The following is a 19,436-nucleotide window of genomic DNA, read 5'->3' on the forward strand; positions in this document are numbered from 1 at the left end:
CTTCCACATCCGATATTAATCGCCGACTTCCCCGACAACCTCCGCAGCAGCCTGAGTTTCCAGCCAGAGTTTGAGCAGCAAGAGCTCTGCCCGATCGCCCAACACAGTCGCAAACACGCCCTGGGCCCCCTCAGACGCATCAGAAATCCACGTACCGCGCAGAGTCACTTCTACAAAGTCAGCATCAGCAACACAAAGCTCGATCGCATCATTGTCGTTTCGGCGCGCCTCAGATTCCAACAGAGACAGCGCCGGCAAATTCGCGGGCAGCAAAAATGCCGCAGTGCTCGGTTCGACGCTGATGCTTTGACCAACTCGCATAGCCAGCACAACTCGCAGCGCCACTAACTGTTCGGGAGATTGAGCCAAACGCTCGAGGTTAAAGCCCGTTTCAGTGTAAGTCAACTTCAGCATATTGACAGCCCTAAATTTGGAATTGAAAGTTAAAAATTGGTAATTGAAAATTGGCGATCGGGAATTTGGAATTGGGATTTAGGGCAGATTTTAGATGAGCATTACGCATCAATTTAAAATCTAAAATCTAAAATCTAAAATCTAAAATTCTTCCCATGCCCTATTCCCCTATTTGATATTCGTGCCAAAACAGTTCGGCAAAAGCAACAGTGGGGTGTATGGGGGCTTTCGGCTTAGTTCGCAGAGACATTCCAGCTTCTACGGGAGTTCGATCGCCCTTACGAGAGTTGCACCGTTCGCAAGCCGTCACCACATTGTCCCAAGTATGCGGGCCGCCCTTCGATCGAGGCATCACGTGATCCAGCGTCAAATGCCGATTGCTACCGCAGTATTGGCAAGAATGAGCATCGCGGCGCAGAACTTCCCGGCGATTGACCGGGGGCACTTTCCACAGGCGTTCCCTGTTACCAAAAGTCAAGCGGATTTGTTCGGGTACGTGGATGCTGGTGCTGGGCGATCGTACCAGCCAGCCGTTGCCAATGCTAAAATCAAGAGGTTCAGCCTTGCCTGTTACCAACAGTACGATCGCCCGTTTGATGTTGACACGGCTCATCGGTAGGTAATTCTGAGAAAATACCACCACAGATTGCCTCAATACATCAGTTACTACGGTCACGGCTTGCTCCTCCTCATTTGGATTTTGGATTTTAGATTTTAGATTTTAGATTTTGAATCTTGCTTGCTTCGTCAGCATTGGCTACATCTGGTTTTTTCCCAGTTCCCCAAGCCGATCGAATTTCTCAAATATCCAATCAAAATGCCCCCGCTTCTCTTACGAGAGAAGCGGGGGCCAGAAAAACTGCTTTCATGCAAATTTTCATCCTGTCTTGGTACAGTAGTTTAGCTGTACCTCCCGCTTCGCCTCTCTCGATATGGCTGTGCCACTTGCAGACCGTCCCGGTCTACCTCGTTGTCATTAATTTCTGCAATTTGTCCTAATCCACTATAACCAGGTTTTATTAGGCCCAAGCCCGCCCACGAAGTCGCTGCAACAGTCGCAAAACCATTGCTAAAGACGTGCCGTGACGACTCTGAGCGACCCGTGGGGCGATCGCACTTCAGTTGATAGGTGGAGTAGGTGGGGAGAAATTTCAAAGTCGGCAGAAGGTGGTTAAGAGGCTTTCAATCTAGCTGTAAACATACTACACTGATATTACACATATGTCCACCCGTCACGGAGAAAAAATTATGCATACCCTACCTAGAACCTCAACCACCGAAATGGAAGTCACCAGCATTCGACTCGAAAGAGAGCTCAAGGAGAGACTTAAAGAGCTCGCGGGCAATCAAGGCTATCAAGCTTTAATTCGAGATTTGCTCTGGAATTACGTGCAGCAGAAGTCTGGAGAGTATCGGCAGATGTTTTCTCGATCGGATATTCGAGCTAGCATTAATGCCACAGCACAGCAGGAGGAACGCTGCGCGCTTACAGGAGAGTTGATCCGACCGGGCGGCCCGATGTTATTAGGCCTGACGATGCACGGCGAAATGGTGCCGCTGAGTATAGGGAGTATGGCCGGATAAACCAGTTTACCCTTAAATTTGTGAGAGCGATCGGCCTGGGGTGAAGGCCCCAGGCGCTGAAGATCAGACTATTTTAGATTTTAGATTTTAGATTTTAGATTTCAATACTTCAAACAGTTTTTGATTACCAACCGTAGAATAAGGGTTTCCCGGCTCCAAGGCAATCGAGATACCAACGAAAAATCGAGGGTTTCAGACTACGAACTAAAAACAGTCCGGACTATTGGTATAAAATTCCGCAGTCTTTAAACAATCTCTATTTAACCAACCGCGAAGACGCGAAGTGCGCGAAGAAAGATGGAGAAGGAAGAAGATAGGCAATTTTAGCGGTTCGGGAGTTTGGTAATGCAGATCCGGAGGCTCGCCCCACGCGCGAGAAGAATGCTAAACTTTCCATCGGGCGTGCCGAACAGACGATCGTACATTATGATGAAAAAAATTAAAGTAATGCTGAAAAACCGCTACTTGACTGCTGCGAGTTCGATCGCCCTTCTCACAATTATTGCCGGATGCGCCGCTACTGAATCAGCTCAACTTGCATCTCCCTCTCCTGTAGCTGAATCCTCCCCGCCGCCGGTTAAACCAAGTCAGCCTCAGCAGCCATTAATAGTCTCTGCTACCAATCCCGAAACCCCCACAAATACCAAAATCCAGCAATATCTCAACGAGTTGGCCGCCCAAGGTTTTGCCAAAGAAAACCAAGGCGTCTGGATGCAATCTGGCAATACTTTGCTAGCCAATCATCAAGGTACCGTTCCTCTGTCAGCCGCTTCTATTACCAAAGTAGCAACATCTCTCGTAGCGCTGCAACAATTCGGGCCGGAACATCAATTTATTACCTTAATTGGTACAACTGGAAAAATTGAAAACGGCGTATTAAAAGGCGATTTAATTATACAGGGAAACGCCGATCCGTTGTTTGTCTGGGAAGAGGCGATCGCCCTTGGTAACGCCTTAAGTCAAAAAGGGATCAAGCGAGTCAGTGGCAATTTGATAATTGTCGATAAGTTTTACATGAACTTTGAACTTGATCCCCTCAAATCGGGAGAATTGCTCAAACAAGGATTGAACAGTCAAATCTGGCCCAGCGAAGCCGCCGCCCAGTATCAAACCCTGCCTCCAAATACGCCGAAACCCCAAATAGCAATTGAGGGTTCTGTAAAAGTTTTGTCAGCATCTCCCAATGACGTGCAGCCTTTAGTCAAACATTATTCTTTGCCCCTCGCTGAACTGATCAAAAAAATGAATCAGTACAGCAACAATCTCATGGCAGATATGCTAGCTGATACTGTCGGTGGCGCTAAAACAGTCGCGCAAAAAGCAGCAGCAGCAACCGGAGTTCCTCCCGCAGAAATTCAACTCGTCAACGGTTCGGGATTGAGCGAAGAAAATCTCATTTCTCCCCGGGCTGCTTGCGCGTTGTTTATAGCTTTAGAACGCTATCTTGAACCTTACAGCATGACAATTGCTGATGTCTTAACTGTAGTTGGGAAAGATGAAGGAATACTATCAGAACGGCCGCTACCCCAATTAGCAGTGGTCAAGTCGGGCACGTTGGATAATGTTAGCGCTTTGGGCGGAGCTTTGCCAACTCAAAAACAAGAAACTGTGTGGTTTGTGATTATGAATGGAGGGGCAAATGTCGAGACATTTCGCACTCAGCAAGAGGTTTTGCTGAAAAGCTTTTTGAATGAGTGGGGAAGTGTTCAAGTTTCGCCGCCGGAATTAACGCCAAATCCTGCTAGAAAGAGTAAGGTATCTCGCAGCGAAATTGTCAATTGATTTGAGGCTGACGATGGGGGCCCAGAAACCGGGTTTTTTTACAAAAAGACGGGTTGCCATCCGCAAATTCGGCAAAAAACCCGGTTTCTCTACTTGGTAGGGTGCGTCATATCGTTTCCGGTTGCATCGGAATGATTTAACCGCAGAGGGCGCAGAGAACGCAGAGGGAGAGAATACAGAGATGAATACAGGACGATGCTACCGGATTTGATATCAGTACAGAAATTGTGAATTGGCAGCTAAAATAATGCAAGCTGATGCAACCTAGGAGTACAAACTAATTTAATTAGGTGTTTTCGCCCTAGCGACTACTATGCCGATCGCACTTTCGACTCTGCTAATATATCTCTGTAAGTCGTAAGCAACTGTTACCTCCCCAGCCGGCGAAGCGTGAATTAAACCCATATTGCCGTCCGCATTGCGGTAGACTAAACCTGTGTGGGTGACATCCAATCCTTTAACATCGGTGGCTACCGCTACAATATCCCCTGGTTTTAACTGAGAATAAACACTTTTTATGCGATTTGTGGGGATGTAATTAACAGTAGTTTTGGCTAAGTCGGCTTCTTGGCTGACTATGCACTGATAAGTTGCTTCGTCTTTGAGCATTTGCGGGTAACTGCTGCGGTGCTGACTCATGAAATTTAGTGTTTTATTCATGGGCACTCCGCCTAATTCGGCGGTGATATTTTCCACAGTTTGCCGTTTTTGATTGTCGTTAATCCAGTCGGAAAAATAGTGCAATCTGCTGCAATAACCGTTCATTTTACCGTTTAAATACCGCTGTTCTTCTATGCGATTTACAAAGTTTTGATAGTCGTAATCTTGTACTGCTACGCCCCTGGCGATCGCCAAAACGGTTTCTACAAATAAAACGCAATCAAATTTATTCAAAGTTACGATCAACTTTTCTTCGCCGGATTTGTCCAGCAAGCCAGCGGCGTAGGGCTTCCCTAGGAAGTTATCGGCGATCGCCTGGACGATTTCTCCCATCGAGCGATCGTGCAAATTTTGTTGTTTTGCATACTGTACAACCTTTTCAAAACGTGCTATGTCTTCAGGCTGTGCAACGGTTTCTCTCTCGGTATTATTGGAGTCCGATCGTCTCGCCAGCAGTTTCAGCAATTCGGAATAGGAAATTTCCGCTAAATTGTTGAAGTCCCACAACATACTCGGAAAACTGGAAACAGTTGGCTTGTTTGTTAATTCCAGATTTTCGCTTTCTCCCGTCAAGGAAAACGCTAGATCCGCGCCCTGTCCTGCTGTCTGTCGATCGACAACATATCCCGTAGTAGATTGAGACTGAAATGCCCAAACATCAGGTATCAAAGAATTATTCACGCCGACGATCGCAAATCCCAAAACAGCCAGACTCCAAAAATTTTTCATGTTTTTCCAAGGATTTTGCTTCAACTCAGTGCTATCCTGAAAATTTTACAATTACTAGAATTCTCAATCAGCCTAGTAGACCGATAAAATTGGCAACAGCGGACTAGATCGATACACTTGTCATTTAGATGCCGCCCTATTATAAACTGATCGTGCGAGTTTGATAGCACAAAACTGTAATGCAAGTAGAACGCCGACGCCGCCCCCGCCCAATTTCCCCCCGACGCCCAATAGAGCCCCTAGGCGCAATCGGGCCACGACGCCAAAGCAGCCAGCCTCCTGTCAAATCCCGTCGTCGAGTCAGGACGAAATTTTCTCGCTTAAAATACCGTAACATCCTGTGTTTAATTGCCGGGGCGATCGCGATCGGTTGGATTGTCACAATACCGTTCAGAATTCGCCGCGCCCCAGAACCACCAGTCATCTTGGCTCAACAGGCCGTCTCGCCTCAAGAAACACTCTCGCCTCCGACAATTGAACCATCGGAAAATTTAGCCGATCGTCAAAGCGAGCCTACCTTTAGCTACAACATAAAAACACCTCCCAATCCAGTTTACTCTCAAGAATTGCAAGGGATTGTTGATGAAGCTGTGAAGATTGCAACCACCAAAGGAATGCCCGCAGAACGGCTATCAATTACCTTATTTGATGTCAGCAATTCCCAAAGTCACACCTTTGCCGGATATCAAAATCAAACTCTCCGATTTCCCGCTAGCGTTGCCAAGTTATTTTGGATGGCCGCCTTTTACTCAGCCATAGAAAAAGGCATCATTACGCAAAGAGAATCTGCATTTAAAAACGACCTCGAACAAATGATTCGCGTCTCCAACAACGATGCTGCTAGCAGAATTTTAGACAAAATCACAGATACAAAATCCGGCGGCAGGCTCGCAGGAGAAGAGTTGCAAACCTGGCTGAAAAAGCGCACTCAAATTAACACATTTTTCCAGTCCGCCGGCTACAATGATCTTCGTATAAGCACCAAAAATTATCCCATATACTATTTAAGACAAGAAGGGCCAATCGGTCGCGACTTGCAATTGCGGGGCGATGCTTCTGTGCCGATTCGCAATCAAGTAACTACCGACCAAGCGGCAAGATTAATATATGAAATCTATACGAGGCAAGCCGTTTCCAGCGTCGCCAGTCGCAAAATGGCTTACTTGCTGACTAGAGACTTAGACCCCAAGGCATGGAAAAATGACCCTAGCAATTCGATAAAAGGATTTCTTGGCGAATCTTTACCAACTAATATTTATTTTGGTTCCAAAGTAGGCTATACTTCCAAATCCCGCAGCGAAGCGGCCTTTGTCAGAACTTTAGACGATCGCGCGATTTATATCTTAGTTGTTTTCGCAGACGATCCGGCTTATTCCAAGGACGAAACAGCATTTCCGGCAATTTCCCGATACGTTTTCGATCGGCTAAATGCTCGTGGCCCCAGCACTTTGCAGTGATATGGAGTAGGGCCTGTTGACTGTTGAGTGTTGACTGTTAGTCGAAAAACTGAATGATGGTTGATCTCAAATCCGGTAGCATCGGAATTATTCATCTCTCTGTTCTCTTCCTCTGTATTCTCGGCGTCAACAGCGGTTTAATCATTGCAATGCAACCGGATTTGATATGAGTGTTGAATGTTAACTCGATTTTATAGCAACCGCCAAGACGGTTAGGACGTTGTTAATGGGTGAAACGATTGATTTTATTCCTTCTTCCTTCTTCCTTCTGCTATACAATTCCGGCGCAGTCAGAAGTGATCTTACGCACAAACAACGGTTTCTGCGAAAAATGGAAACTGGCGACCAAAAAAACCAATTTCTTGACCACCAATCTAGGATTTTAGGTAAAACCCGCAGGAATAAACCCGGTTTCTGATATCCTATGATATTATTTCCGCTCGATTACCCCTAATACGGTAGGGGCGGGTTCACGAAAAATATCTGCCAACAATTGACAATCTCAAAAACCCGCCCTTTTAATCGCTCGTCGCCCTTGGTCAGAATAGAAACAATGAGTTCAACAATTGATTGACCGGACACAATTTAACTGGGGCGAAAGGATTCGAACCTCTGAATGGCGGGACCAAAACCCGCTGCCTTACCACTTGGCGACGCCCCAACGTCTTAACCTTCACTATCTTAACATTCAAACACAGGAATCTGTCAAGCATTTTGACAAGAAAATTTTAAAAATCTTTTTGAGACCGATCGCCCGCAGGTTTATTCTTTGATCGCAGGGGGGCGAGCTACCGGGATTTCAATCCTGAAATCCGCTCCCTGTCCAGGTTCGGAGATACACTTCAAACTTCCTCCGTGTTTTTCCACCACTATCTGGTAGCTGATAGACAAGCCGAGCCCCGTACCCTTGCCTACAGGTTTAGTGGTAAAGAAAGGGTCAAACAAGTGGCATTTAGCTTTTTCGGGCAATCCGGGCCCGCTGTCTTGAATCCGAATCACCACAACTTGACCCCTCGACTTTCCTGACTCATCAGCCTCCGAGTCTGGGTTCACCACCGCCGTCGAGATTTTGATCGTCTTGGGTGGAGGCTGATTTTCCAAAGAGTCGATCGCATTCGCCAAAATATTCATAAATACTTGGTTGAGTTGTCCGGGATAGCACTCTACCTTCGGCAAGTCGCCGTAGTCTTTAATTACCTCAATTCCCGGCACTAGCCCGTTTGACTTCAAGCGACTCTGCAAAATCAGCAGCGTGCTGTCAATCCCTTGGTGAATGTCCACCGGCTTCATCTCTGCTTCGTCGTGCCGTGCGAAGTTCCGCAGAGACAGGACAATTTGGCGGATGCGTTCAGTTCCCATCTCTATTGAAGACAGAATTTTCAGCAAATCCGGCACTATGAACTCAACATCGATTTCTTCGTTTTTGTCGAGAATTTCGGGGCAAGGCTCGGGGTAATGCTTTTGATACAAGTGCAGCAAATCCAGCAGATTTTTCATGTACTGCTTGCAATAAGTCAAGTTTCCGTAAATAAAATTAACCGGATTGTTAATTTCGTGGGCGACGCCGGCGACCATTTGACCGAGAGAGGACATTTTTTCGTTTTGGATGAGCTGAGCTTCTTTCTGCTGCAACTGCTGCAATGTTTCCGTCAGTTGGCGGGCTTGAGTTTGGGCGGCTAAGGCGGCAGCGCGGGTTTGGGCGTAGAGTTCGGCTTGGTCGATCGCGATCGCCAGTTGATCCACCACCGCTTGCAGCAATTCCACTTCGCTCGTCGCCCAGGAACGGTGGCTGCTGTAATGGTTGCAAACTACAGCACCCATTTGACCGGAGCGAGTCTTGAGCGGCAGCAGCAGGTTAGAAACAATCCCGATACTTCTCAAAAAAGCTCGCGTGGCCGGTTCGATGCACAGTGCTGTGGCAGCGTCGCCGATCCGGAGGGTTTGGCGGTGGCTAATTTTCTCGGCCAGCAGCGTTACTTGTTCGATCGGGTATTCTGTGAGCCGCTCTTTGAGTTCGGGATTTGCCGCCTCGTGGGTAATTGCAAAGCTGGGCTGACCGTCTCGCGAGATGGAGTACCACAAAAAGTAGCACTGGTCAACCTGCAACAAGCTGCGAATTTCGTTCACAGCCGTATCTAAAATTTTGTCGAGGTCTAGGGAATTCCGCATCTGGCTGGCGAGGCCGAAGAGCAGGCCTTCCCGGCGGCTCAACAATTCTTCTCGGGCTGCGTGGCGATCGATCGCCACGGCGATGGCGTTAGCAATGCAACCCAGAACTTCTAGCGCTCCCTCGCTTGCCAAAGCGCTACTGCACAGAGCCATCACTCCCACCAGCCGCTCTTCGACAATCAACGGATAGGTAATGGTACACAGAGACGGGTTCGACATTAGACACACAGGAGCCGTTTGGAGTTTTCCCACTTCTGTTGGCACCCAATCTTCTATTTCTTTTGCCCAATCTTGGCTCCTAAGTCCTGAATTGGCCTGCAATTCTAACCGCTCTGTCTGCTGGTTGAAAGTCCAGATGCTCGCCCCTGTGGCGTCGAGGTACTCTACCATTGCCTCGGTGCAGCGATTGAGGATGACCGATATTTTCCCGCCTTGTCCGAGGGCTGCACCGACTTTAGCTTGCAGGGTTCCCAAGCGAGCTCGCTCTTGTAGGGACGCTGCCGTCAGTTGGCGATCGGATGTGTCGCCCGGGCCGGCAACGATTTCTCGGATTTGTTGGGTATCGTCCGCGCGCCCGATGCCCGCTGAAGCTTCCCACACATATTGAGATGTGCCTGTTTCCCCCAGCGTCGGGAGGTTTTTTGTGCCGTATATTGTCCTGCTACTCTGTGGCGTAGGTACCGCAGACAAGCTCGATCGGTTCGAGCCAGAAACTAACTCCGAGATTTGCGGGCTGTCCGAGGTGATATCTTCTACCTCTGGCAACTGTTTCTGGGCTTTGACTAATTGCCAGCGCAGCTCCACCAAACTCGCAACTTGCCGACTTAAAGCTTGCATAGCTTCTATCGTTTCTTTTGTCAAGTCTCGCGGCACCGAGTCCATGACGGATAGCACTCCCAGCACCTGCCCCTCAGAGCTGACAACTGGGATTCCGGCGTAAAATTTCACGAAGGGGTAGAAAACGATCAGCGGATGATCGCCAAATCTCACATCTGTGGAAGCGTCTCTAACAATGGCGGCAGGCAGTTCTTTAAAGGAATTTATAGGAAGTTCGATCGCAAATTCGGAAGCAACGGGCGGTTGTTGCAGGGAAATTGCCCGGTCAAATTCCGACTTTGAGTTTGAACTCTGGGCGAAATCTTCGGGAGTTGGGTCTAGGGCGCGAGCGCAAAAATTCAGGTAACGGTGGGTCAAAGTTCGATCGATACCTAACTGCGACTTCAACCAGTGGCGATTACCGTCAATCAAGCTCAAGAAAGCAATAGGAGTTCGGCTCATCTGAGCTGCCAAACCGACCAAACTGTCCAAGCAAGCCTCTGGATCAGATCCCAGAAGCTGATACAAATCAATGTTATGGAGCTTGAACACTTTTTTTTTACCAAGAGGCAAGGGTGCTTTCATCATGTGTAACTGCCCGTCTAGTTGCTGGCAACCGCCCTTCTCAATACTTCCCTTGAAAAACAAGCTATGAATTCTGTGCTGGGAGACTCGGGGCGCAAGTTCGGCGCAGGTTGCTTGCGCCGAATTCAGACTAACCTCTTGACTGATCTGAAAACTTTTGAGTTATCGGAGTTAGAGCACCCCATATCTAAGACTATATAAATTATACTTCCAGTTGACTATGCTTTTGAATACCTCGGACTCTCTCAATCTAAGACCCTCTGTTGGGAGGAAGCAGCTTTCCAAAATATATGACTATTGCTTACCTAGAATTTTTTTATCAGTTTAATTGTATTTTAACAGACTTCTCTAATCGTGGGTAGCTGGCTTGCTGGTAGATTTAAATCAGGGGTTTGTGCCACAATACCAGTGTCCTTTACCGAGCTGTGCCTTAGCCGAGTGTTCAACTACAGTTAGGAGATGAATTACAAAAAATTGGTAAGATGTTAAACTTTGTAACAATAGTTGTTCAAACTCGACCTTTTAGGGTTTTTGACCCCGGATGCACATTTTGCAACTGTTGTAATTGCCGATCGACCAATCTCCCAATCCCTTTTTTCGAGTTTGAGGTAAAAAAACAGGGGTAAAGTTTCAACTAACGCTCCAACGGAGTTGACAATTATTGGCTAGAGGCAACTCTCAAAAAATAACTGAACGAAGTATGTTTTGTATTTTCAAGAACTATAAATAAACAGGGAGAAGAATATGTCTGCAAGTAGCAGTCAAGTACCAACTATTTTGGCAGTTGATGATAGCGTCGTGATGCAAGGACTTGTTAAACAGGCCTTAAGCAAAGAGTTTCGAGTTCTCGTAACCGACAATGCAGTGGATGCTTTGTCAACGATTTATCACGAACAAATTTCGGTTTTGTTGCTGGATGTTTCGATGCCCGGTATTGACGGATTGGAACTCTGCCGCACGGTGCGGAGCTTGCCTCAGTTTCAGAATTTGCCGATCGTAATGCTGACAGCGCGAGATGGAGCCTTTGATAAGGTACAGGGGCGTTTGGCGGGAGCAACAGAGTATTTAACTAAGCCGTTTGATGCTGATAAGTTGCGCGAGGTAATTGGTAAGTTTATCAAAATCAAATAATCGGACTTAGGACAAAAAATCAGTTTTGAGTAATTAATGAAGTAAAAAGTTGCGATCGCGCTCTCTGATCCTCGACTTCTTTAACAAGTCGAGGGGCGGGGCATTCTGCACTATTTGCGAGGTAAGTCCTAAATGTTTAATTTTGCCAGGAGTAAGGGAGCGATCGCACTGACAGGTAGAACATATTTGGCGGCACCGAGGGCGATCGCCTCCTTGGGCATTCCGAAGACAATGCAGCTAGCCTCGTCTTGGGCGATTGTCAACCCCCCTTGTCTAGCGATCTCCAACATTCCGTCAGCACCATCTCTACCCATTCCTGTCAGCAAAACCCCCGCTGCTGCCCGACTATAAAAATTAGCTACCGACTTAAATGTCACCGTTACAGAAGGGCAGTGTCCCGCAGCATGAGCAGCTTCTGAATAAATAAATCGCCCTTGAGAATCCAATTCTAAATGACGTTTTTCTGGAGGAAAATACACAGTCCCTGCTTGTGGCAATTCCCCAAAAGCAGCTATCTTAACAGGCAGTTTCGATTCATAACCCAGCCAATCAACTAATCCTTGCAAAAAACCTTCACTGATGTGTTGGACACAAATTATAGGCACGGGAAAACTAGCTGGAAGTTTAGAAATAATCGCGTACAGTGCTTGTGGTCCGCCTGTAGAAGCCCCTATCGCCAATATTTTAATAGTTGGAGATTTAACATTTTCGTTAGAAAATTTGTAATTAGGAACTGGTGCTTGGTTGAGTTTTACAATTTGATTTTGATCTTCAGTAGGTATCTTTTTTGGATGCCGTGTAAATACTTTAACTCCTGAGAGAATTTTCACCTTAGCTATTAATTGATTAGCTAGGCGATCGTAATCAGATACCAACCCGCCCATCGGTTTCGGAAAAACATCCAATGCACCAGCCTTTAACACTTGAAATACATTCTGAGTATCATTCGCTTGCACTGAAGCACTAATTACTAAAATTGGTAGCGGATATTTCTTCATTACTTCTTCGGTAAATTCTAACCCGTTCATTGGTGCCATGTTCAAATCCGTACAGATTACTTGGGGCTGAAGTTTGGGAATTAATTCTAGTCCTTCTAATCCGTTGCAAGCAGTTCCTACAACTTGGATGTCTGGCGAGGACTCAAAAATTCGTTTGAGAACGATGGTAACTACTGGAGAATCTTCAACTAACAATAGTTTAATGGGCAACAACATCAGTTTGCTCGGAAATGGGGAATGGGGAATGGGAAATGATAAATTCGGCATCCATGCACGGGGAATTTTTCACTAGACACAGGGCATTGGGCTTTGCTAATTGGTAGTAAATAACAAATAGCTAATAACAAATAGCTAACAACAAATAGCTAATGACTAAACTAACCTTTTTAGTGTCTCTACCAACACATCTTGATTGAAAGTACCTTTAGGAATATAAGCATTGGCCCCCGCATCAGCACCTCTTTTTTTATCTTCATCCGATGCCAAAGATGTCACTAAAATTATCGGCAACTCACTGTATTCTTTTTGCTCGCGAATCTTAATAGTCAGGGCCAAACCGTCTAAATTTGGCATTTGTATGTCAGAAATCACAGCATCAAAATCGCGAGTTTTCAATTTATGGAAAGCATCCAATCCGTCTACCGCAGTCACAACTTCGTAACCTGCAGCTTCCAGTATGCGCTTTTCTTGAGTGCGCGTGGCGATCGAATCTTCTGCTAATAGTATAACTTGTTTTCTGCTGGCAGTCTCAAGTTGCGATCGCGCACTCCCAACCCCACGAGACGAAACTTGCTGGCGTACAGATTTTATCAAATCGTGGGGATTGAGTACCATACAAACTTCCCCAGTACCGAGAATTGTGGCACCAGAAACATTTCGCACCCGTTTGAGCAATTGACTTTGAGGTTTCATCACCACATCCTGTTCGTCTATCAAAGCATCTACAAATAATCCCAATCTTTCCTCCCCAACTTTTAAAACAATACAAGGCATTTTTGAAGAACTTGAATTTCGGAAGTAGTTTTTATTCTCCTTCAGATTTTCTCTCCCGGTTTCCTGTCTCAAATACCGATTTTTTTGCCACAGTTTTTTATTATTTAATTCTAGTAAATCTGTCAGATGAGCAACTGACAAAGGCTGACCCTTTGAAAGTATAGTTTCCTTACCTTCTATAGCAAATATCTCAGACTGAGACACCTGTTGTGCCGTGTCTACAAACTCGACTGGCAGAGCATAAGGAATGTCTTCAACTATGACAATTAATACATTTGCTGTAGCTAAAGACGTGCTGATTTGCAGCCTCAAAGTGCATCCTTTTCCTGGTAAAGACTCTACTTGAATACTACCTTTTAGGGCTTCAACATTAGTGCGAACTACATCCAATCCGACCCCGCGCCCCGATACTTCGGTAACAAATTTTTTGGTCGAAAAACCCGGAGTAAAAATTAAAGATTGTACTTGATTTTCGGTCATTTCTGCCAGTTGTTCAAGCGTACAAATATTACGTTTTAGCGCCGTTTGTTTAATGCTCTCTAAATTTAGTCCCCGACCATCATCAGCAACTTCAATAATAATATTGCTAGCCATATTATAGCCTTTAATTCGGAGAGTAGCCACGGGAGGTTTACCTAGTTTTTTCCGCTCCTCAACAGTTTCAATGCCGTGGTCGATCGCATTTCTAATCATGTGCATTAAAGGGTCTTTCATTTCCTCTAAAATGCGTTTATCGGCTGTAGTTTCCCCTCCTTCAATCACTAAGGCAACTTCTTTACCTTCCCGTTTTGCTAAATCTCGAACAGTTCGAGGAAATAAATTAAAAATAGTAGACAAAGGCAACAGTCTCAGAGTGCGAATTCCTGATTCTAATGCCTCAGCGATTAATTCGAGTCTGGCAGTATCTTCATAAACTCGATTTCTCAAGCAGTTTACTAAAGTTCCAAGACGTTCTAAACGTTCTTCTGTACGTTGATAGTAATCCTGCAATTGGCTAAATTTGCCGTTGATTTTAATACCGTTTTCATCTATTTGCATCCGATCGACAGTCAAGCTAGTTACAAAATATTCTCGGCTCCACTCTTCCCACAAAGTTGTAATTTTTTCGATCTCTGCAACTCGGTGTCCTAGTCGAGTTTTTGTGACAGTAAGTTCCCCTGCTTGAGTCATTAAATCGTCTAAATTTTGAGTCGCAACGCGAATGGTTTCAATGCGGTAAGATGAGGTAGAGGATGCAGTAACTGCCGACTGCGACGCCGACGCAGGGGCGGAATCAGAAGGTGCAGGCAAGTTTTGAGCTTGCAGTGGAAATTCTGGCTGGGATTGTAGGGGTAAAAAAGAGGAATTCTTCTCTAAGTTAACGACTTCTGAATTTTCAACGTTGGTTTCTGGTTGTTGGGTAGGAGGCTCAGTAAATTGCGGTTCTACCAACGGTTGTTCTGGTACTTGTGAAGATGAGGAATCTACTATTGAGGCGGCCGCCTGTGGCTGTAACTGACTAGAAGCACCCATCATGCTAGCGAGGATGTAAAAAGTATTAATGCCGGAATCTTCGCCGGTAACTGCTTCGTTAACGAGTTGGCGGATGGCGTCTAAACCTTGCGAAAGTCGATCGCTAATATCGGAATTGAGTTGAGTTTCTCCCCGCTTGACAGAACCCAAAATATGCTCCATTTGATGAGCTAAAGATGCTACATTTTTTACGCCTAGCATCCCAGCATCACCTTTAAGAGAATGGGTTTCGCGCAACAATTGTTCTAACTTAGCTAAGTCGCTTGGATGTTGTTCTAAGTACAGCAATCCGTCGTCTAGTTTTTGTAAGTGTTCTTGACTAGCAACTTTAAATACATCTCGAAGTTCTTGATCTTCAATCATCATATATGTTTTTTAGTAATAAGTAATTGAGCATTGCTCATGGGTAATGGGTAATGATAATTATGTTGAATACTCAGTCGATTGCTAATGACTAATGACTAATGACTAATGACTAATGACTAATGACTAATGACTACACTACTTCTTTAAGATTAAATGCAGCTTCTGTCAGTTGTTGAGTACCGATTTTAACTTGAGTAATGCCGCTTACTGTTTGAGACGCTGATTCCTTCATAGAACTCATCGCATCACCTACTTGCTGAATTGCGATCGCCTGCTGTTTCACATTAAATGAAATTTGCTGATTGCTAGCAAACACCAGATTGCAAGCTTCCCTCACACCCATAAAAGCTTCTGCCGTATCTTGTGCTGTTTTTACCCCTTCTGCAACCGTTTTGCGACTATCTTCAGTTGCTTTCACCGTGGAGTCGATCGCACCCTTAATTTCTGGAATAATACCATTAATTTTTTGTGCTGCTTGTTGGCTTTCATCTGCTAACTTACGAATTTCGCTTGCTACCACCGCAAAACCTTTACCGTACTCGCCGGCTCTGACTGCTTCAACAGCAGCGTTGAGAGCCAGCATATTAGTTTGGCTGGCTAAATCGCTAACCAAACTTGCGAGAGTCGATATATTGCCAATCTGACTCGTGCTGTCGTCTAGTCGATGATTTTGCTTAGAAATTGCCACCACAGCTTCTCTAAGATTCAGCATTTGATTGAGAGTTTGATCTACCTTTGTAGTACCTTCTTCTGCTAGATTTAAAGCTTGGCGAGCAGCAACGGCAACAGACTCAGCTTGCTCGGCTGTTTGCTGAGAAGAGCGGCCTAAATTTTCGAGAGTTATAGTTGTTTGGTTAACCGAAACAAATTGCCTATCTGCTATTTGTTCTTGCCTGTTCATATTAGATTCTATTTGCATTGAAAATGACGAAATTTGGTAAATCAGCCCCCGAATGAGAGCAACAATTTGTTGCAGAAAAAACCATCCAAATCCCAGCACCACAGCCAGGGAAACAATAGCTATCGTCGCTGCTATTTTTTGAAGAGAATCGATGGAATAAAATAACAATTTTTTGGGTGAAGTATCCACAATTACTAAAAACTTATTGGTATTTTGTTTGCTGGGGAAGACTGTATTATAGCTAATCACTAGCTCCCGATTTTCAATATTTCCCTGACCACCTGAGAGTATTTTAGCAACAAGGTCTCCTGAATAATCATTTTTGACATTTTCCTTAGTTTTGAGTTCAAGTCCCCAGGCTTTTTTAGGATTGGGATGAGCCAGATAATACCCATCTTGGTTTAAGATAAAAGATTTGTCTGATAGTTCAGGATTGAACTTTTTAACCATATCGAGCAGAGTGTTACCCAGGGCATTAGTAATGATAAAGCCTTGTCTTTCTCCTTTAGTATCAAAAATTGGAGTTGCGTAGCGAATTGTTGGCTTGTAAGGAATTTCTATTTTCCCCATTTCCTGATTCAGATTTAAGGAAGACACATAGACTTCTCCTTGTTTTAGCTTCATAGTTGCCGAAAAGTAATCTGTGTCTGCTTTATTTTGTAGTTGAGAATCTGGAATAACTTGGAGATTTGTGCCGTCATAATCTACGCGGACTATCTCCTTACCGCTGTTATCTATGTAACGCAATTGCACATAATATGGCTTAGCTTCCATCATGGATAAGAATGTGAGCTGCATTCGATAAACCCAATCTTTATAAGTTGAATTAGTTTGTTTGTCTACTCCATTTCCTGCCCTGGCTCTAATCATTCCCTGAACAGGGGGAGTTTTGCGGAGAAACAAAATATCTGCTCTCAGATTTTCAAACTTGTTAATCATTTGATTGGCGGTAGAATTAACACTGTCACTAAGGGTTATCAATGCTAACTTTTGCAGTGCTTCTGTTGAAGAATAAATTCCATACCAACCAACAATAGATACGGGAATTAAGGTACTTAAAATTAGAAGTAGCAACAGTCGGTGCTGCATTTTTTGGAAAAATTTGTTAATCATTGGTTACTGGGAATCGGTTACTGGTAACTTGTACGATCGCATAGTCTAAGTATAGGGAATTGGAAAACTGTAGGATCGGGTAGCCGAAGTATTGGGAATTGGGAAGTGGTAGTAAAGAAAAAATAACAACCCCCTAATAATAACTCACAACTCACTACACTGCTGATTTGATATTAGGTTTTTATTTGCATTTGCCCATAAACAAGTTATTACTCCGGTTAATATCGCTGGAATGGTAGGGAAATCGATCGCCCAAGCAATTGCTTTCATTCTTAAGGATATATTTGGCATTTTTGGGGAACTACTCATAATTCATTGCTCTCCTACAAAACTGCTTTCAAATCTAAGGCTGCTTCATTCAATTTTTGAGTACCGACTTTAGTTTGACTGATACCGCAAGCGGTTTGGGCTGCGGCTTGATTGAGAGAGTTCATAGCTTGCACTACCTGTTCGATCGCGATCGATTGCTGTTTGGCATTCAGCGAGATTTGCTGAGAGCTCAAAACCACATTGTTAATGGCATTGGCAACTCCTGCAAATGCAGCCGCGGTTTCTGAGGCAATATTCACGCCCGATTCCACTGTTTTAGTTCCTTCATCTGTCACCATTACTGTTGAGTTAATTGCCTTTTGAATATCAGCAACTAATAGATTAATTTGTGCTCCTGACTTTTTACTGCGATCGGCAAGTTTGCGAATTTCTGACGCCACCACGCCAAACCCCTTGCCGTGCTCTCCCGCCCGCACTGCTTCAACAGCAGCGTTGAGTGCTAACATATTAGTTTGATTCGCCAAATCGCTAACTACAGTTGAGATATTACCAATGTGATCTGTTTGTTCGCTCAACTCTATAATTTGTCCTTGAATATCCTGAACTTTAGTTTTCAGAGTTGCCATTGCTTCTAAAGTTTGTTCTACAGCTTTTGTGCCACCTCCAGCTAAATTCAAAGCTTGCATTGCTTGAACCACGGCTGTTTCTATCTGCTGTGATGTCGCCCTGGAAGATGCTCCCAATTCGTCCATTGTAGTAGTAGTTTGATTTACGGAAGCTGCTTGCTGACTTGCCATGCGTTCCTGTTCTTCTACGGTGGCTGCAATCTCAGTGGAAGAAGCGGCGATCGAGCTAATTGCGCGATCGATAGTTTGAGCAATTCCTGACGAAATCAGCCAAGCTATAACCGCACCTAACACCAATAAAAACACGGAACCAAATACCAAGGCCGAGATTAAAAAAACTAAAGATTGCTTCGTTTTTTCAGTAGCTTGCTTAATCGCTTTTACTTCTATGTCGCGAAATTGCTTATTTATTTCCACAAATTCATCCACAAATTGTGTCTGTTTTCCGGTATTAAAGAGAGCCAAGGCAGCAGTTCTATTATTTTTTTGTAATAAAGCAACTATTTCGCTAGAACCGTCATAATATTCGTTGCAGAGTTCTAGCATCTTCTCTAAACGCATCCTCTGTTCAGGATTTTCCATCTTCAACTCCGCACTATTTCCCGACTCACGAGCTAATTCTCCACCAGTCTTAAAATCATTTAAAAACTGCGGATTTTTATTAATTAAATACCCGCGCATCCCCCTTACCATTTGTTCAGCACCTGCGGACATATCATTTGTATGTCTGAGCACATTTTCGATCCTTTCTACTTCTGCAAAATTATTCAACACCTGATTAGTAGTTGTATAAACTAGCAGGGGAAAACCCAAGTATATAGTGGCAGGGGCTACATAAGCCAGCAACATTCTATTTCTAATATTTAATTTTATTAACTTAGCAAACATATTTTTCTCCTTAATTTAAGCACGTGAATATACGAATTAGATTGCTTCGTCAAATCTGGCTTGAAAAGCAGATTTGGTATAACTGAATACGCTTTGGTTAAAACTATTTATTCCTCAGAGATTCCTTGCAGCATCCCCCGCATCGTTGCGAGGACTTTGAGTAAGTTCTTGTCCACCCCCTACTCCCCCTTTGTAGGGGCGGTGCGACCCCTACTCCCCGTGCCCGCCCTTGGCGCCGGGAGATCGAGCTTAACTCAACCGTATTGTGGTATAACTAACTTCTTTAGTGGTGGACGCATTTCAAGATAATTCTCTCATGCTAAGTCCCGCTTGTTACCAGTTCTGATCTCTGCGTTGGATCGGGATTGCGAAGGAAATGAAGTATCAAGCCAGGTGCTTCACTGAACTCATGATAGAGATGCTTTGCGTAAGTCCTGTTCTG

At 44.7% G+C, this 19,436-nt stretch carries 12 protein-coding genes and 1 tRNA gene; 4 read left to right on the plus strand and 9 right to left on the minus strand.

Translation table 11 applies throughout. The features are described 5' to 3' along the window. Positions 1-15: 15 nt before the first annotated feature. Both QUA88_RS12270 and QUA88_RS12275 read right to left on the minus strand, forming a co-directional pair. Entirely contained in the window at positions 16-414 is a 399-nt protein-coding gene (locus tag QUA88_RS12270; protein ID WP_333207818.1) for an alr0857 family protein, read from the minus strand. 160 nt (positions 415-574) lie between these two features. Next, positions 575-1,090 carry an HNH endonuclease gene (locus tag QUA88_RS12275; protein WP_333056402.1) on the minus strand — a complete coding sequence of 172 codons (516 nt, stop codon included), beginning with the start codon at positions 1,088-1,090 and terminating at the stop codon, positions 575-577. Between the two features lie 572 nt (positions 1,091-1,662). On the opposite strand from QUA88_RS12275, the gene QUA88_RS12280 reads away from it, so the two are divergent. Then, on the plus strand, positions 1,663-1,998 hold the full coding sequence (locus QUA88_RS12280; RefSeq protein ID WP_039886507.1) for a ribbon-helix-helix domain-containing protein: 336 nt from the start codon (positions 1,663-1,665) through the stop codon (positions 1,996-1,998). 381 nt (positions 1,999-2,379) lie between these two features. Next, on the plus strand, positions 2,380-3,780 hold the full coding sequence (locus QUA88_RS12285; RefSeq protein ID WP_333056403.1) for a D-alanyl-D-alanine carboxypeptidase: 1,401 nt from the start codon (positions 2,380-2,382) through the stop codon (positions 3,778-3,780). 282 nt (positions 3,781-4,062) lie between these two features. Here the strand turns inward: QUA88_RS12285 and QUA88_RS12290 are convergent, their stop codons facing one another. Next, positions 4,063-5,169, minus strand: a complete 1,107-nt coding sequence (locus QUA88_RS12290) for an N-acetylmuramoyl-L-alanine amidase-like domain-containing protein (RefSeq protein WP_333056404.1) — start codon at positions 5,167-5,169, stop codon at positions 4,063-4,065. A gap of 179 nt (positions 5,170-5,348) precedes the next feature. Here QUA88_RS12290 and QUA88_RS12295 point away from each other — a divergent pair, with 179 nt between their 5' ends. Then, positions 5,349-6,626 carry a serine hydrolase gene (locus QUA88_RS12295; protein ID WP_333056406.1) on the plus strand — a complete coding sequence of 426 codons (1,278 nt, stop codon included), beginning with the start codon at positions 5,349-5,351 and terminating at the stop codon, positions 6,624-6,626. A 589-nt stretch (positions 6,627-7,215) separates the two neighbouring features. Here QUA88_RS12295 and QUA88_RS12300 read toward each other — a convergent pair. Further along, a tRNA-Gln gene (locus tag QUA88_RS12300) sits at positions 7,216-7,287 on the minus strand. Between the two features lie 101 nt (positions 7,288-7,388). Continuing rightward, a complete protein-coding gene (locus QUA88_RS12305; RefSeq protein ID WP_333233690.1) occupies positions 7,389-10,199 on the minus strand; it encodes a GAF domain-containing protein in 2,811 nt (936 codons plus the stop codon). A gap of 741 nt (positions 10,200-10,940) precedes the next feature. On the opposite strand from QUA88_RS12305, the gene QUA88_RS12310 reads away from it, so the two are divergent. Then, positions 10,941-11,327 (plus strand): response regulator, encoded by a 387-nt coding sequence (locus QUA88_RS12310; protein ID WP_015175702.1) that lies wholly within the window; start codon positions 10,941-10,943, stop codon positions 11,325-11,327. Positions 11,328-11,455: 128 nt separating this feature from the next. On the opposite strand, the gene cheB is transcribed toward QUA88_RS12310, so the two are convergent. The 4 genes from cheB to QUA88_RS12330 all read right to left on the minus strand — a co-directional run bounded on the left by cheB (position 11,456) and on the right by QUA88_RS12330 (position 18,994). Then, positions 11,456-12,541 carry a chemotaxis-specific protein-glutamate methyltransferase CheB gene (cheB, locus tag QUA88_RS12315; protein ID WP_333056423.1) on the minus strand — a complete coding sequence of 362 codons (1,086 nt, stop codon included), beginning with the start codon at positions 12,539-12,541 and terminating at the stop codon, positions 11,456-11,458. A gap of 156 nt (positions 12,542-12,697) precedes the next feature. Continuing rightward, on the minus strand, positions 12,698-15,193 hold the full coding sequence (locus QUA88_RS12320) for a hybrid sensor histidine kinase/response regulator (RefSeq protein WP_333261448.1): 2,496 nt from the start codon (positions 15,191-15,193) through the stop codon (positions 12,698-12,700). A gap of 133 nt (positions 15,194-15,326) precedes the next feature. Further along, complete coding sequence (locus QUA88_RS12325; RefSeq protein WP_333271900.1) at positions 15,327-17,210, minus strand: methyl-accepting chemotaxis protein; 1,884 nt, start codon at positions 17,208-17,210, stop codon at positions 15,327-15,329. Positions 17,211-17,533: 323 nt separating this feature from the next. Continuing rightward, positions 17,534-18,994, minus strand: a complete 1,461-nt coding sequence (locus tag QUA88_RS12330; RefSeq protein WP_333207810.1) for a methyl-accepting chemotaxis protein — start codon at positions 18,992-18,994, stop codon at positions 17,534-17,536. Between the last annotated feature and the right edge of the window lie 442 nt (positions 18,995-19,436).

Origin of the sequence: Microcoleus sp. D3_18_C2 (assembly GCF_036702395.1) — a bacterium.
Classification (GTDB): Bacteria; Cyanobacteriota; Cyanobacteriia; order Cyanobacteriales; family Microcoleaceae; genus Microcoleus.

Excerpts from the sequence above, each read along its gene's own strand:
- QUA88_RS12270 (WP_333207818.1), bottom strand. The coding sequence starts at position 414 with ATGCTGAAGTTGACTTACACTGAAACGGGCTTTAACCTCGAGCGTTTG.
- QUA88_RS12280 (WP_039886507.1), top strand. The coding sequence starts at position 1,663 with ATGCATACCCTACCTAGAACCTCAACCACCGAAATGGAAGTCACCAGC.
- QUA88_RS12285 (WP_333056403.1), top strand. The coding sequence starts at position 2,380 with ATGCTAAACTTTCCATCGGGCGTGCCGAACAGACGATCGTACATTATG.
- QUA88_RS12290 (WP_333056404.1), bottom strand. The coding sequence starts at position 5,169 with ATGAAAAATTTTTGGAGTCTGGCTGTTTTGGGATTTGCGATCGTCGGC.
- QUA88_RS12295 (WP_333056406.1), top strand. The coding sequence starts at position 5,349 with ATGCAAGTAGAACGCCGACGCCGCCCCCGCCCAATTTCCCCCCGACGC.
- QUA88_RS12305 (WP_333233690.1), bottom strand. The coding sequence starts at position 10,199 with ATGATGAAAGCACCCTTGCCTCTTGGTAAAAAAAAAGTGTTCAAGCTC.
- QUA88_RS12310 (WP_015175702.1), top strand. The coding sequence starts at position 10,941 with ATGTCTGCAAGTAGCAGTCAAGTACCAACTATTTTGGCAGTTGATGAT.
- cheB (WP_333056423.1), bottom strand. The coding sequence starts at position 12,541 with ATGTTGTTGCCCATTAAACTATTGTTAGTTGAAGATTCTCCAGTAGTT.
- QUA88_RS12320 (WP_333261448.1), bottom strand. The coding sequence starts at position 15,193 with ATGATTGAAGATCAAGAACTTCGAGATGTATTTAAAGTTGCTAGTCAA.
- QUA88_RS12325 (WP_333271900.1), bottom strand. The coding sequence starts at position 17,210 with ATGATTAACAAATTTTTCCAAAAAATGCAGCACCGACTGTTGCTACTT.
- QUA88_RS12330 (WP_333207810.1), bottom strand. The coding sequence starts at position 18,994 with ATGTTTGCTAAGTTAATAAAATTAAATATTAGAAATAGAATGTTGCTG.